Consider the following 14404-nt stretch of genomic DNA (forward strand, 5'->3'; position numbering starts at 1 on the left):
AATAGGATAAAACAAAACCCACCATTCCCGTGAATGGTGGGTTTTGTTTTATCCTAAAAGAGTTGTCCGATGACCGTACATTGCCTAAAAAGAGGGTATAGAACCGTTTGAAACCTTAAGCATACCCAATATACCCCAAATCATTCAAAAGGTCACAGTCAGCGATATTACTTAGTTATTTCAATCAATAAGTCTCCAGTACTGATCGCTTCTCCATCTTTCACATAAATATCTTTAATGGTCCCGGAGAATGGTGCTTGCACGGTAGTTTCCATTTTCATCGCTTCCGTAATGATCAGGTGATCACCCTGCTTGACCTGATCGCCTTTCTCTACCACTACACGAATAACCGTACCTGGCATTGTCGCACCGAGTTGTTCTTTATTTTTTGGGTCAGCTTTCATTTTTGATATAACGGAAGATTTAATGTTTTCATCCTTGATGATCACTTCACGTGATTGACCATTCAACTCAAAATACACAACCCGTGTTCCATCAGCCAATGGCTGACCGATTGAAACCAATTTTACGATGAGCGTTTTACCCTTTTCAATTTCAACTTCGATTTCTTCCCCTAGCCTCATCCCATATAAGAAAGTTGCGGTATCGAGGTTGGAAACATCTCCAAATAGCTCAATCGTTTTATTGTAGTCCAAGAATACTTTTGGATATAGGGCATATGCAAGCACATCGAAATCAGTGACTGCCCGTCCCAATTCCTTGAATAATTCTTCTTTAAGAGCTGGAAAATCCACTTCTTCCAATAATTCACCCGGTCTTACTGTTATAGGTTTCTTCCCTTTCAGGATAACGTCCTGAAGTTCTTTAGGGAATCCCCCAACTGGCTGACCTAGATAACCTTCGAATAACTCTATGACTGAATCAGGGAAATCGATGGATTTGCCTTTTGTCAGAACATCTTTTTCAGACAGGTTATTTTGTACCATGAATAAAGCCATGTCCCCAACAACTTTGGACGAAGGAGTTACTTTAACGATATCACCGAACATTACATTGACACGTTGGTACATTTCTTTAACTTCATGCCAGCGGTCTCCCAGCCCCACTGCTTTGGCTTGCTGCTGCAGATTACTATATTGACCGCCCGGCATTTCGTGTTTGTAAACCTCGGTATGAGGTGCATTCATGCCGCTTTCGAAGTCATGATAGAATTTCCTGACCTCTCCCCAGTATTCTCCTAAACGCTCTAGTGAATCGACTTCCAATTTAGGCTGCCTGCTGGAGCCCTCCAATGCATAATGAAGTGTTTGTACACTTGGCTGCGAGGTAAGTCCAGCTAAAGAACCAATCGCCGTATCAACGATATCCACACCAGCTTCAATCGCTTTCGAATACATGTAAATTCCATTTCCGCTTGTATCATGAGTATGCAGATGGATCGGAAGGGAGGTCGTTTCTTTCAGTTCCGATACAAGGCGGTAAGCAGCATCAGGTTTCAAGAGGCCAGCCATATCCTTGATCGCTAAAATATGGGCACCGGCATGTTCTAATTCCACCGCCATATTTTTATAGTAGTCGATATTATACTTGCTGCGTGATGGATCATTCAAATCCCCGGTATAACATATGGCCGCTTCCGCAATTTTACCGGATTGACGGACTGCATCAATAGCCAATTCCATCCCTTTAACCCAGTTTAAACTGTCGAAGATACGAAAAACATCAATGCCTGCATCCGATGATTTCTCTACGAATTCACGAATGACATTATCAGGGTAATTTTTATAACCCACTGCATTTGAAGCCCTTAAAAGCATTTGTAATAGGACATTCGGTGCTTTTTTCCTGAAACTTAACAGCCTGTCCCATGGATCTTCTTTCAAAAAGCGATATGCGACATCGAAAGTTGCCCCACCCCACATTTCCATTGAAAATAAATCAGGAAGCAGTTTTGCTGTAGGCTCAGCGATATCAAGGATATCTTTTGACCTAATTCTCGTCGCCAGTAAAGATTGATGTGCATCACGGAAAGTCGTATCGGTGATCAATACCTCTTTCTGTTCTTTTATCCAATTGACCAGTCCCTCTGCACCTTGCTCTTCAAGTATATTTTTTGTACCCGAGATAAGCGGCAGGCCACCAACATTCGGAATTGGAGCTGGATCAAAAACAGGTTTTTTCTTTTTCTCGACTCCCGGGAATCCATTTACGGTCACATTTCCGATATATGAAAGCATTTTTGTCCCACGGTCTTTTCTGATTGGGAAGCTAAATAATTCCGGAGTTGAATCAATGAATGATGTATCATATTCCCCATTTATAAATTTTTCATGTTTTACAACATTTTCAAGGAAGGGGATATTTGTTTTAATACCACGAATCCTGAATTCCTTAAGGTTACGAACCATTTTGGAAGCTGCCTGCTCAAATGAAAGCGCATGGGTAGAAAGTTTAACGAGAAGGGAATCATAATATGGTGTGATGACCGCACCTTGGAACCCATTCCCAGCGTCCAGACGAACACCGAATCCCCCACCGGAACGGTAAACCATCATTTTTCCGGTATCAGGCATGAAATTATTCAATGGATCCTCAGTCGTCACCCTTGATTGAATCGCATATCCATGAGTTTTAATTCCTGCTTGTTCGGGAATCCCGATCTTTTTGCCATGGAGTTCATGCCCTTCAGCTACCATGATTTGAGATTGAACGATATCGATGCCCGTAATCATTTCAGTAATGGTATGCTCAACCTGCACCCGTGGATTGACTTCAATAAAGTAAAATTCGCCATTTGCGACTAGGAACTCGACCGTACCAGCGTTTACATAATCAATATTTTTTGCCAGCTTGACGGCTGCCTCACAAATCCTTTCCCTTAAATCCTCGGAAAGGGATACGGAAGGTGCCACTTCCACAACTTTTTGATGCCGTCTCTGAACGGAACAGTCACGTTCATATAAATGGACGATGTTCCCATGAGTATCAGCCAAAATCTGAACTTCGATATGCTTCGGATTTTGTATGAATCTCTCTACATAGACTTCATCATTACCAAAAGCTGCTTTAGCTTCTGATTTTGCGCGATCATAAGCCTCTTCAACTTCTTCGATTTTTTCGACAATCCGCATTCCGCGTCCGCCGCCGCCTAAAGAGGCTTTTATTATAATTGGAAAACCGTATTGTTCACCAAATTCCTTGACTTCTTCAACACTGGTCACCGGTCCATCGCTACCAGGGATAACCGGAATATCAGCCAGTTCAGCTTGTGTTCTGGCTTTTACTTTGTCACCAAACATATCTAGGTGTCTTGATTCTGGTCCGATGAAGATTATGCCTTCTTCCTCACAGCGTTTCGCAAATTCAATATTTTCTGAAAGGAAACCATAACCGGGATGAATCGCATCGACTCCGCTCATTTTGGCAATTGCAATTATGCCTTCAATATCCAGGTATGCATCAATCGGCTTTTTGCCTTCCCCAACCAAATATGCCTCATCCGCTTTATATCGGTGATAAGAACCATAATCTTCCTTTGAATAGATTGCAACTGTGTGAATGTCTAATTCCGTACATGCCCGAAAAATCCTTATCGCTATTTCTCCACGATTTGCCGCAAGTACTTTTTCTATACGTTTCCCCATTGCTACCACCCTAATCAATATGTATTTTTATTGAATATATAGAAAAAAAGCGTGAAAGATTTCCACCACTTTTTATTCATGAATTTATTTCCCATATAAGGAAACCAAAGTGATTAAGCTCATTTTATCGCTGAGGTAATTATTTCGATATATTTTATATTTTCGTTTTTTACATTCGTTAAAGACTAAAAAAGCCCTACTTCATTAGCAAATGAAAATTTAGCTATAATAATATATTATCAATTTGATTTAACATTCAATTAATATAACCATAATACTAAAATTAACTGAATACAATAAAAAAATAAAAAATTACATATATTCGTATATAAAAACAAGGAATAGCTCTGCCCTTTCCCACTAACGATCCATTGTTAATCAAGGCATACGACTGGAAAATCCCACATGTTTAATGCTTGAATGAGAAATTTGAAATGTGAAGATGGCATTAAACATTACATCGAATATTCAAAAAAGTAAATAAACTCAAATTGAGCTTCTGCGGATTAATTAGTATGTCACTATTGGATATAGTATAACATTATTAATTATGTATATAAATAAAAAACTCAAACAATCATCGAGATTTGTTTGAGTTAGTATGTTTTATCTATTATTTTTTTAATGATGCTTCATGCAAAACTGACAATTCCTGTTCAAGGGTTTCCAAAAGGGATTTACCCTTGGTTTCCTCTACCAAACCTAAGCGTACGGCAAAATCAATTTCTCGTGATAGGCCGAACATTTGTGTATCAAGTACCTCTTCATATAAAGGACATTGAGGCATAGTGAGATTTTCCATTTGAACTTTTATCAGTTTTAGAATCTTGTCAGCATCTGCTTTTAATAAAGCATAAGCTTTTTCTCGATGATTGACAAGCATATCAGATGCCATGTTAAATCCCCCCGCTCAGAGCGATTAAATCTTATCTCTAAATTCTACCTTTAGTTTTGTGAAAAAGCAAGGACATTGACAAACAATTTGCCATTGAGATATCACGCACCTCGCAAAATGAATATACCCAGCCATGGAAATTGTACACCATCGTGAAGATGTGACATTTCAATTATAATTGATTATAATCATTAAAGAGCAACAGAAAGGAATGAGATATTTGGAACCCATCGTATTTATAAATGGAAAAGTGAAATATCCAATTACGCTAGATCCTGGAGTATGGATTTTTGATGACCGTAAAGTTGAAATCGATACATATTTCCACGCTGAAAGAGTCCAAGTCAATGAATTAGAAGAATATACGATTGCCGCCTCCAAACATTGGCAAAAAGAAATACAGGAAGGCGCAACAATGCCACCCACATTAAAAACGGAACGAAAGTTCGAGAAGCAAAGATTACTGGAAGGGACTTTCGGTATCCCTTTTGAACCTTTTTTAAAAAATGCCGAACCTGAAAATGGGGTAACTGAAGTCATCGTTACAACCGATGATGAGGAGCTTACATTCCCGTTGGAAACGGCACTTGAATTTTTCCTTGGCTTTTCCAAGGATGGAAAGCCGCTTAAAATATCTGAGGGCGGCCCTATGGAAATTTATTTCGGAGACGCTTCCAACATAAATGATCCGATAAAAAATGTACGGTCTTTCACTGTCAAATAAGACTTAGTCCATTCTTACCAAAAATTTTAGAGCAATCGGCAAGGGATATCCCTTGCCGATTGCATTACAAAAGCGTAGCCGCTAGTTGGGCCAATCCAGATCTTTCCCCTTTTATCAATTTAACATGGCCGGCAATACGCTCGGTCTTGAATTTTTCCACCACATAGGTCAAACCATTATTATATTCATCTAAATAAGGATGATCTATTTGTTCCGGATCTCCCATTAATACAATTTTGCTCCGCTCCCCGACCCTCGTCAAGATGGTCTTGACCTCATGTTTTGTTAAGTTCTGCGCTTCATCGATGATGATGAACTGATCCGGGATGCTCCTTCCCCTGATATAGGTGAGGGCTTCCACTTCAATTGAACTCATGCCTGCTAAAATGGCATCCAATTCCCCAGGTTTTTTTGTATTGAACAAAAATTGGAGATTATCGAAAATAGGCTGCATCCAGGGTCTTAATTTTTCTTCTTTTTCCCCTGGCAGATAACCAATATCTTTACCAACCGGAACAATGGGCCTGGCAACCAAAAGTTTCTTATATTGTGACAAATCTTCAGTTTGCATCAACCCTGTTGCCAATGCCAATAAAGTCTTACCTGTCCCTGCCTTACCAATGAGCGTCACAAGCTGGATATCCGATCGAAGCAGCAAATCAAGGGCCATAGTCTGCTGGACATTTCTCGGTTTAATTCCCCAAATATGTTCCCCTTCATACATCAATTTCTTAACGAACCTGCAGTTTTCATCCACTATCCCAATCGCTGAAGCTGAACTGCCCAGCGTGTCCCTCATCAACAGGAACTGATTTGGGTTATATGAATCTTTTGCCAATTCTTCCAGTGACAGAAAACTTTTTTCATAAAACTTATTCAGATTATCAATCGATACAAACACTTCTTTGTGCCCAGCGTATATATGATCCAGTTCTACGACACGATCATTTAAAAAGTCCTCTGCCTCAAGACCGATGGCATCAGCTTTAACCCTGACGAGAGTATCTTTGCTAACCAAAATGACCGTTTTTCCATCTTCCTTCGTCTCTTCTTCCAAAGATAAATTTTTCGCTACTGCCAATATCCTGTTATCATTCGTTTTCTCCACAAAAATTTCCTGAAGCTTATGAAATGAACGGTGGTTGAGTTCAATCCTTATGCTGCCTCCATTATGAAGCGGAATACTCTGATGAAGCTTCCCTTTTTCTCGAAAGCCATCAATCAATTTCGATACTTGCCTGGCATTCCTTCCGATTTCATCCATATACCTTTTTTTCGAATCCAATTCTTCTAATACGACTGCTGGAATGACGACTTCATTATCTTCGAATGAATAAATCGAATACGGATCCTGCAACAGGACATTCGTATCTAAAACATAGATTTTTTTCCCCAATATGACGCCTCCTGCCTGCTCTATAGGATATGCCTTACCATTTACTACACTCAGCAGTTATGTAGCGGACGAGACTGTTGATAAAATATATGTTCCTTTGCATAAAGATAGAAGAACATTTACAGACTATAAAGAAAACTTCCAGCAAAGAATGCAATCCCCACATTGATTACACCATGTTTCGTTGCATTTTTATTATGCATCGACTTGGTCAGTGATGGACAGGCTGGAACCAAAGAAGAACTTTAAGGAGGTTTTACATTGCAAAAAATCATAATGTCGCTCGCTGCGGTTCTGTTGATGACAGGTTGCTTAATGGATAATAAAAATGAAGTGTCGGAAAATAATGCGAAAAACAACATAACGAACGTCAATAATTCGACCATTAAGGAAGCAGACAGAAATACAGGTCAGCAAACAGCGGAAAGACTCACCGGTTTGGCTGAATCCATTCCGGAGGTGAACGATGCCACTGCAGTCGTACTTGGTAAATATGCCATCGTCGGAATAGATATTGACCAAGATATTGAACGTTCACAGGTTGGGACGATAAAGTACTCAGTCGGAGAAGCTTTAAAACATGATCCTGAAGGTGCAAATGCCATCATCGTCGCTGACCCAGATATAAATGAGCGGATCAGGGAGGTAGCCAAGGATATTAGAGACGGCAAACCGGTAACTGGGATACTAAATGAACTGGCTGACATCACAAGCCGAGTCATTCCGGAGGTTCCGGGTGATATTTTAACACCAACGCCCTCTAAGAACATTGATAAGGAAAAAAATAAACTTGATGATAAAACAGAAAGAACAGAACTCGATAAAGAGCAAAACGATCAATCCAATCACTATAAAGAATGAATTTTCCTGACCCGAAGTGAATCTTCGGGTTTTTGTCTATACTCGCCATGTACCAAGTAACGTTAACCTTCAAATGTTAGTTTCACTTTATCCTCGTTTTACCATAAAAATATTGGTATACTTAAAAGCATATTCAAATTGAAGTGAGGTTCAACTAATATGAAGGTTAAATGTGTAATATGCGATCAAATTGAATCTATACCTGACGATAGCCCAGAAGCAAAGAAACTTCGCAACCGTCCTATACATACCTATATGTGCAATACATGCAACCAACGCATAGAAGAGCGTACGAACGAACGGATTGCTACCGGAAACTTCCGTCTTTACCGGACGATCAAAAATGAAGATGAATGGTAGAATATTTTATAAAGTTTCCCTGATTGGTCTCATCAATGGAATTTTGCTTGGATTGATAATGAAGTGGGTCGAAATGTTTTCCGGTAAACAAGTGTATAAGCTTTTATTGAATGTGGATTTCCTTCCTCTAATTGGAGATGTTTTCTGGAGTGAGGCATCATTGTTCTTTTTCCACCTCCTTTTCTCACTGGCAATTACGTTTAGTTACGTAATTCTTCATCCTTTGAAAATTTTCAGGAAATGGAACAAATACGCACTTGCCTTTATCACGATTATTCCCGCCATCATGCTTTACTTCCCACTATCGGCGCTGTCGAAATCAGAAGTTGTCCTTCCTTCTGATTTGACAGCATTCTTTTTGTGGACAATCTTACATCTTTTTTACGGACTTTCCCTCCCTAAAGCAATATAAAAAAGAACCGTGCGTATTCGCACGGTTCTTTTTACCATTACTCGATATTTTTATACTTTTCTGGCTCTAACTGAATTTGGTCCAACATGATATCAATCAATTCAATCGGGTAACGTTGCTTTTTCATTTCGTCTCCCAAAAGATACTCGACGAAATAAAAAGGTTCTGTTTTTGAAACCGAATCGATTATCACCTGATGATCGTCTTTCAGCATCTGCATGAAAAACAATTCTGTATCGCGAGCAGCAGTATCATCAGGCCTTGCATCACAGACAACTTTGATCGTCAACCAATTGTATAAAGCATCCTGTAATGATTTCATCATCTTAAGCCTGTTCTTCTTTTCTCGAATTATGAAGACGGATTCTATAAATCCCCAGAACAAGCGAAGCGATGACTAATGCTTCCCCCATAGGAAGAAACACCGCAAAGAAAGAAAGAAGGGTACATCCAAGTGCCATTACCACATAAATGACCACATTTTTTAGCAAAGGTAACTTTTTGGCAAAACCTAACTGATAGACAAGGATGCATAATCCAAGGACCGTCAAATATAAATACCACATTCCTGCTTCAGGATTTTCATCCACTCTGTACAATGCTGCAAAAAATGATAATCGCTCTTGGATATCCAATCTTTTCTCCTCCTCTTGCTATTTATTTTTCTTCAACAGCCACTTTTTTTCTTTTAGCTGCTCTTTCACGCTCGTTTTTATCAAGAATTTTTTTACGAAGACGGATTGAATCCGGAGTTACTTCACAGTACTCGTCATCGTTCAAATATTCCAGAGCTTCTTCAAGGGACATGATTCTTGGTTTTTTCATGGAAGAAGTTTGGTCTTTATTTGCTGAACGCATATTTGTCATTTGTTTCGCTTTAACGATATTGACAGTCAAATCGCTATCACGGTTATGTTCCCCGACGATCATGCCTTCATAAATATCCGTACCTGGCTCAATGAAAATAACACCGCGGTCTTCTACTTGCATAATACCATATTGTGTAGTTTTTCCTGATTCCATGGACACAAGTACACCTTGACGTCTTCCGCCGACTTGACCTTGAGCCATTGGTTGGTAGCTGTCAAATGAGTGGTTCATGATACCATATCCACGTGTAATCGTTAAGAACTCAGTTGAATAGCCAATAAGTCCGCGAGCTGGGATCGTGAACAGTAAACGAACTTGACCGCTTCCGCTATTGATCATATCCAACAATTCACCTTTACGGGCTCCCATTGATTCCATGATCGAACCAGTGTGCTCCTCAGGTACGTCGATTTGTACACGTTCAACTGGCTCACAACGGACACCATCAATCAAACGAACGATAACTTCCGGTTTAGAAACTTGCAGTTCATAACCTTCACGTCTCATGTTTTCGATCAGGATGGAAAGGTGAAGCTCCCCACGACCTGAAACGACCCAGACATCCGGAGAATCAGTATTTTCGACTCTTAAGCTGACATCCGTCTGCAATTGGTTTCTCAAACGCTCTTCAATTTTACGAGCTGTAACGAATTTACCTTCACGGCCTGCAAATGGGCTGTTATTTACAAGGAAAGTCATTTGTAATGTTGGCTCGTCAATACGCAGGATAGGTAGAGCTTCAGGGTGTTCGGTCGGACAAACCGTTTCCCCTACGTTAATATCCTCCATACCAGAAACGGCAATTAAATCACCGGCAACGGCTTCTTGGATTTCAACTTTCTTCAAGCCAATATAACCAAAGATTTTCGTTACACGGAATTGTTTAACCTTCCCATCAAGTTTCATTAATGAAACTTGTTGGCCTACATGCATTTTACCGCGGAATACACGGCCAACGCCAATACGTCCTACATAATCATTATAGTCAAGTAAAGCCACTTGGAATTGAAGCGGTTCATCTGAGTTATCAATTGGTGCAGGGATCGTTTCGACGATTGTTTCGAAAAGTGGGGTCATGTCTTTTTCTTGTTTAGCAGGATCTGAATCCAAGCTTGCAGTACCAGCAATACCTGAAGTGAAGACAACTGGGAAGTCTAACTGTTCTTCTTCAGCTCCTAGTTCGATGAATAAGTCAATTACTTCATCGACCACTTCATTTGGACGTGCAGAATCTTTATCGATTTTGTTCACGACAACGATTGGTGTTATCTTTTGTTCCAATGCTTTTTTCAACACGAAGCGAGTTTGCGGCATACAGCCTTCATATGCATCAACAACTAGAAGAACGCCATCAACCATTTTCATGATCCGTTCCACTTCACCACCAAAGTCGGCATGACCAGGTGTATCCAAAATATTGATTCGTGTATCTTGGTATTGAACTGCTGTATTTTTCGCAAGAATCGTAATTCCGCGTTCTTTTTCAATCGCATTAGAATCCATCGCACGTTCTTCCACATGTTCATTTTCACGGAAAGTACCAGATTGCTTAAGCAACTGATCCACTAACGTCGTTTTACCATGGTCAACGTGGGCAATGATGGCTATATTACGAATATTTTCTCTTAATTTCAAAAAATTCACTCCTAAAAAAGTTTGTGTGAAACGTATCACTAGTATTAACTTACATATTATATCACAAACATACTAGAAACAAATACAGAAATTATGTACAATAGATATATTAGGGGTGATATTAATGAACATTAAATGGAATTTCTTAATATTAGCGGTATTGGCAACATCCAGCATTGGCTCCATTGGCATCTTCATTGCTGAAAAAAGCTTGATTGGAATATTAGCTGCAATCGTTATTCTTTGCGGAATTATGGGGTTCGGTTTCACTCAGAAGAAGAAATTGCGCGAAGCCGGGAAGTTATAAAATAAAAAACTCGCTGACAGACAGCGAGTTTTTTTTGTTAAATATTTCAAAATGAGTATTTGATTCCATCCGTACAAGATTTTTGTCATGCCCTCAATCAGGCCCTGATACTAATGGGTGGAATTTCCTGATAAGTATTTATTGAAAACTTCTCTGTGAAGCCCTGGTTTAGATACGAAAAGTGAGTCGCCTTTTAAAAAATCCAATTTGTCACCTTTAATATTACTTACTTCCCCACCCACTTCCTCAACCAGTAAAACTCCTCCGGCAAAGTCCCAAGGCATGAGTCTCATGGTTATATATGCATCAATCCTTCCAGCTGCCACAAAAGCAAGCTCCAATGCTGCGGAGCCATAAGAACGTGTCCCTCTTGCATCCCGAACTAGCGGTGCCAAAAGACTCGGGTCGATCCTACGGTTTTCCGTTACCCAGCTTGCATTAATGGAAATTATCGCTTTGCTTACTGATGCCTCTTCAAGAGATGGGAGCCTTTGATCATTCAGAAATGCTCCTTGCCCCTTAATCGCATGATATAATTCATCACTAAAGACATCATAAACCATGCCAATCTTTCCGATGCCATCCACATAAACTCCAAGAGAAATTGCAAAATTCCTTTGTTGATGAATGAAGTTCAAAGTTCCATCAATTGGATCGATGATCCACACCGTACCTTTTAGGTCTTTAATATCATTGCCCATTCCCTCTTCCCCAAAAATGCGGTGTTCAGGAAAAACTTCGCCGATTTTTTCGCAAAAAAACTTTTCTATCCCCTTATCCATATTAGTAACCAAATCATTCGGATTCGTTTTCATTTCAATATTCAACTTGGTTTTAAAGGACGCCCTTAGCCTAGTACCCGCTTCTTTCATCCATAACTTCGCATATGTATCCATTTCCTTGACCGATGCCATTATAATATCCCCGTCCTTTATGATCAGAAACTACATTAAAATGATCCTCTTCTAAAGATTAAAGCAAATATAGCTTGCCTTCAAGTTTTTAACATCTTAAATTTTCCATTTTTTTTAGGAAAGAAGGTTTCTTGACTACCCATCCATTAATCGGTTACGCGATCATGAGTCAGCCAGCACAAATGCTTTTCAAACCACTTTGACTTTACGTTTCCCTTCCTTATTAAAGGGACCCGAAACAAAATAAAATAACACCTTATATATATTGGACATTTAATGAAAAACGGACACATTATTTTTTAATAAAATAAAGTGTCCGTTCATCTATAATTAAATTCCTTGTATTGAAATTGATTCATTTCCTTTATTCATTCTCCTTCAAGATCTCTGCAGCCAATCATTTACAAGGCTTTCAGTTTCAACAATTCCAAGCGGATGCGTTCTAGCCTTTGCTTGCATTGTGACCTCTTTTGGTCATTCTCTTCACCGATTGCTTCAAAAAGGGTTGCTAATTCATAGTCCATTTCCATCCTTAACACTGCAGCTCTATGTCTTTCAACTTCTTTAGCTTTTAATGCTTGGTTCATGACTTGTTTCATAATTAACATTCTCCCTTCATCAATTAACGTAATTTTCTGAATTTATTTTATCATATGACTTCCTACCTCAAATAGCAACTAATTTGTGCTATAACCTATAAGGAATTTTACATGGCCAACCCAAATCGTATTTATTAAATTTTACTTTTACTTATGCTACAATATGTGCAGATATTACGGTAGGAGAGATGAAAATGAATATAGCAAGTTTTACAGCAGATGATTTCGATGTTTTTAAAATTGATGGATTGGAACCGCGCAAGGATGCTTTAAAAGAACGGATCCTACCCAAATTACAAGCCCTTGGAGAGCACTTTTCCCAAAAACTGTCGGTTATGACCCGCGATGAAATGCACCCTCACGTTGCAAAGCACGCTAGACGGACAGTGAATCCTCCTAATGATACATGGGTTGTGCGCAAAGACTAACTTCAATAGTTCGCCGTATTTGCTTGGTTTTTATTTACCCCTACCTAAAACAATATAAACTTGAAGAAGGAGTTTTTATATAATGCAATTTGAAGGATTCACGAAGAACGATTTTGACACATTTAATATAGAAGGTCTTGACGGAAGAATGAAGGCGATTCAAGAACGGATTCAACCGAAGTTCCAATCGATTGGGTCAACGTTGACGGACGAACTTTCCGTAAGTCTTGGAAATGAAATGTTTTTACATATCGCAAAACACGCACGTCGAAGCGTCAACGCCCCGAAAGACACTTGGCTTGCGATAGCGGCAAACAAACGGGGATATAAACAACACCCGCATTTTCAAATTGGATTATTCGACGACCATGTTTTCATTTGGATTGCGTTCATTTATGAATTGCCGAACAAAGAGCAAATCGCAAAGAATTTCTTGAAGAATATGAAGGAAATCAAAACGACCGTTCCGAATGATTTCGTTGTTTCGCTTGACCATATGAAGAAGGACGCAATATCAATGAAGGAAATCGACTTGAAAGCGGCACTTGAACGTTTCCGTGACGTCAAGAAAGCGGAATTCCTAATTGGGCGACACATTGCGGCAAACGACCCGATATTGACGGACGGCGACGCCTTCTTGAAACTTGCAAAAGAAACGTTTGAAACGCTTATTCCATTATATAAATTAGCATATAAATAAAAAAAAGCGTCTTCGCCCGCTATGCTTGAACGGGTTCGGACGTTTTTTTATATGCCTTTTTATTTATCCACGAATTGAAATCCTCCACCGCTTCTTCACTTGGTTCATTACTTCTAACCGTAACCGAAAATTTACTGACCTTGACAACCTTTATTCGTGACAAAGCTTTTTCGCTGTCCATTTCGATCCCCCTACGTTTTCAAATTGTTCTTTCGTGGGGATTTGTGGCTTCAAATCGAGACAGATTAGTGAATAGCATTCCCTCCCATTATGTTTGGTCAATGGACCACACAAAACCTGATGTCATCCCTCACGATGGTCTTGGAGCAGATGATTTGAATTCAATGTTCACTCGTTTGCAAACTGTAAAGAAAGCTGAAATCCTATGCGGTATAAAAATTCCCCGTGATGACGCAATTAAGATTAAAAGATGATGATTTCATTCAAACACCATTCAAGATGCGTTTGAACATCTTTTACCCTTATATCAATTAAATTAAACACATTTGATTCCTATTCGGATCCTACAAAAAAACTGGTTAAGATAAAAGGAGAACCTTGGAGGCTCTCCTCAGACTGTAGACAAACTCGATGAAAATCGAGTTTGTCTATTTTTATGGCTTGTACAATTTGGACGTTGATTTCCACTCCAGGCACTCGCTTTCCGCGGGCGGTCGGGGAGCCTCCTCGGCTTTCGC

At 39.4% G+C, this 14404-nt stretch carries 18 protein-coding genes; 8 read left to right on the plus strand and 10 right to left on the minus strand.

What is annotated here, in order from left to right; genetic code table 11:
• Positions 1-167 precede the first annotated feature (167 nt).
• Positions 168-3605 carry a pyruvate carboxylase gene (gene pyc, locus Q8G36_RS06460; RefSeq protein ID WP_305159305.1) on the minus strand — a complete coding sequence of 1146 codons (3438 nt, stop codon included), beginning with the start codon at positions 3603-3605 and terminating at the stop codon, positions 168-170.
• Positions 3606-4218: 613 nt separating this feature from the next.
• Positions 4219-4500, minus strand: a complete 282-nt coding sequence (locus Q8G36_RS06465) for a YlaN family protein (protein ID WP_305159304.1) — start codon at positions 4498-4500, stop codon at positions 4219-4221.
• 220 nt (positions 4501-4720) lie between these two features.
• On the opposite strand from Q8G36_RS06465, the gene Q8G36_RS06470 reads away from it, so the two are divergent.
• Positions 4721-5224: a hypothetical protein gene (locus Q8G36_RS06470; RefSeq protein ID WP_063231967.1), complete on the plus strand. Its 504-nt coding sequence runs from the start codon at positions 4721-4723 to the stop codon at positions 5222-5224.
• Between the two features lie 64 nt (positions 5225-5288).
• Here the strand turns inward: Q8G36_RS06470 and Q8G36_RS06475 are convergent, their stop codons facing one another.
• Positions 5289-6620 (minus strand): PhoH family protein, encoded by a 1332-nt coding sequence (locus Q8G36_RS06475; RefSeq protein ID WP_305159303.1) that lies wholly within the window; start codon positions 6618-6620, stop codon positions 5289-5291.
• A 261-nt stretch (positions 6621-6881) separates the two neighbouring features.
• Between Q8G36_RS06475 and Q8G36_RS06480 the strand changes: the two genes are divergently transcribed.
• The 3 genes from Q8G36_RS06480 to Q8G36_RS06490 all read left to right on the plus strand — a co-directional run bounded on the left by Q8G36_RS06480 (position 6882) and on the right by Q8G36_RS06490 (position 8253).
• Positions 6882-7481: a YhcN/YlaJ family sporulation lipoprotein gene (locus Q8G36_RS06480; protein WP_305159302.1), complete on the plus strand. Its 600-nt coding sequence runs from the start codon at positions 6882-6884 to the stop codon at positions 7479-7481.
• 159 nt (positions 7482-7640) lie between these two features.
• A complete protein-coding gene (locus Q8G36_RS06485) occupies positions 7641-7841 on the plus strand; it encodes a YlaI family protein (protein WP_072272690.1) in 201 nt (66 codons plus the stop codon).
• The gene (locus Q8G36_RS06490) at positions 7825-8253 is read left to right on the plus strand and encodes a hypothetical protein (RefSeq protein WP_305159301.1); all 429 of its coding nucleotides are present in this window, start codon (positions 7825-7827) and stop codon (positions 8251-8253) included. The genes Q8G36_RS06485 and Q8G36_RS06490 overlap by 17 nt, the downstream gene beginning before the upstream one ends.
• Positions 8254-8290: 37 nt before the next feature.
• Here the strand turns inward: Q8G36_RS06490 and Q8G36_RS06495 are convergent, their stop codons facing one another.
• From Q8G36_RS06495 to typA, 3 genes are read right to left on the minus strand one after another with little or no spacing between them, the layout of a single operon-like run.
• Complete coding sequence (locus Q8G36_RS06495; RefSeq protein WP_305159474.1) at positions 8291-8575, minus strand: hypothetical protein; 285 nt, start codon at positions 8573-8575, stop codon at positions 8291-8293.
• Between the two features lie 4 nt (positions 8576-8579).
• The gene (locus Q8G36_RS06500) at positions 8580-8888 is read right to left on the minus strand and encodes a YlaH-like family protein (RefSeq protein ID WP_305159300.1); all 309 of its coding nucleotides are present in this window, start codon (positions 8886-8888) and stop codon (positions 8580-8582) included.
• A gap of 22 nt (positions 8889-8910) precedes the next feature.
• Positions 8911-10758, minus strand: a complete 1848-nt coding sequence (typA, locus tag Q8G36_RS06505) for a translational GTPase TypA (RefSeq protein ID WP_305159299.1) — start codon at positions 10756-10758, stop codon at positions 8911-8913.
• Positions 10759-10882: 124 nt separating this feature from the next.
• On the opposite strand from typA, the gene Q8G36_RS06510 reads away from it, so the two are divergent.
• Positions 10883-11065 (plus strand): YlaF family protein, encoded by a 183-nt coding sequence (locus tag Q8G36_RS06510; RefSeq protein WP_034314013.1) that lies wholly within the window; start codon positions 10883-10885, stop codon positions 11063-11065.
• 110 nt (positions 11066-11175) lie between these two features.
• Here Q8G36_RS06510 and Q8G36_RS06515 read toward each other — a convergent pair whose 3' ends face one another.
• On the minus strand, positions 11176-11979 hold the full coding sequence (locus Q8G36_RS06515; RefSeq protein ID WP_305159298.1) for an inositol monophosphatase family protein: 804 nt from the start codon (positions 11977-11979) through the stop codon (positions 11176-11178).
• A gap of 401 nt (positions 11980-12380) precedes the next feature.
• Positions 12381-12578 (minus strand): hypothetical protein, encoded by a 198-nt coding sequence (locus Q8G36_RS06520; protein WP_034314018.1) that lies wholly within the window; start codon positions 12576-12578, stop codon positions 12381-12383.
• A 194-nt stretch (positions 12579-12772) separates the two neighbouring features.
• Here Q8G36_RS06520 and Q8G36_RS06525 point away from each other — a divergent pair, with 194 nt between their 5' ends.
• Both Q8G36_RS06525 and Q8G36_RS06530 read left to right on the plus strand, forming a co-directional pair.
• Positions 12773-13006 (plus strand): DUF1054 family protein, encoded by a 234-nt coding sequence (locus tag Q8G36_RS06525; protein WP_370694017.1) that lies wholly within the window; start codon positions 12773-12775, stop codon positions 13004-13006.
• Positions 13007-13088: 82 nt separating this feature from the next.
• Positions 13089-13706, plus strand: coding sequence for a YktB family protein (locus Q8G36_RS06530; RefSeq protein ID WP_305159297.1), 618 nt, complete (start codon positions 13089-13091; stop codon positions 13704-13706).
• A gap of 19 nt (positions 13707-13725) precedes the next feature.
• On the opposite strand, the gene Q8G36_RS06535 is transcribed toward Q8G36_RS06530, so the two are convergent.
• A complete protein-coding gene (locus Q8G36_RS06535; RefSeq protein WP_305159296.1) occupies positions 13726-13887 on the minus strand; it encodes a hypothetical protein in 162 nt (53 codons plus the stop codon).
• Positions 13888-13930: 43 nt separating this feature from the next.
• Here Q8G36_RS06535 and Q8G36_RS06540 point away from each other — a divergent pair, with 43 nt between their 5' ends.
• Positions 13931-14140 (plus strand): DUF1054 family protein, encoded by a 210-nt coding sequence (locus Q8G36_RS06540; protein ID WP_305159295.1) that lies wholly within the window; start codon positions 13931-13933, stop codon positions 14138-14140.
• A gap of 79 nt (positions 14141-14219) precedes the next feature.
• Here the strand turns inward: Q8G36_RS06540 and Q8G36_RS06545 are convergent.
• Positions 14220-14404 (minus strand): hypothetical protein (locus Q8G36_RS06545; RefSeq protein WP_305159294.1); only part of this gene is annotated, 185 nt, incomplete at its 5' end.

It is taken from the genome of Peribacillus frigoritolerans (genome assembly GCF_030676415.1).
Lineage (GTDB): Bacteria > Bacillota > Bacilli > Bacillales > DSM-1321 > Peribacillus > Peribacillus frigoritolerans_A.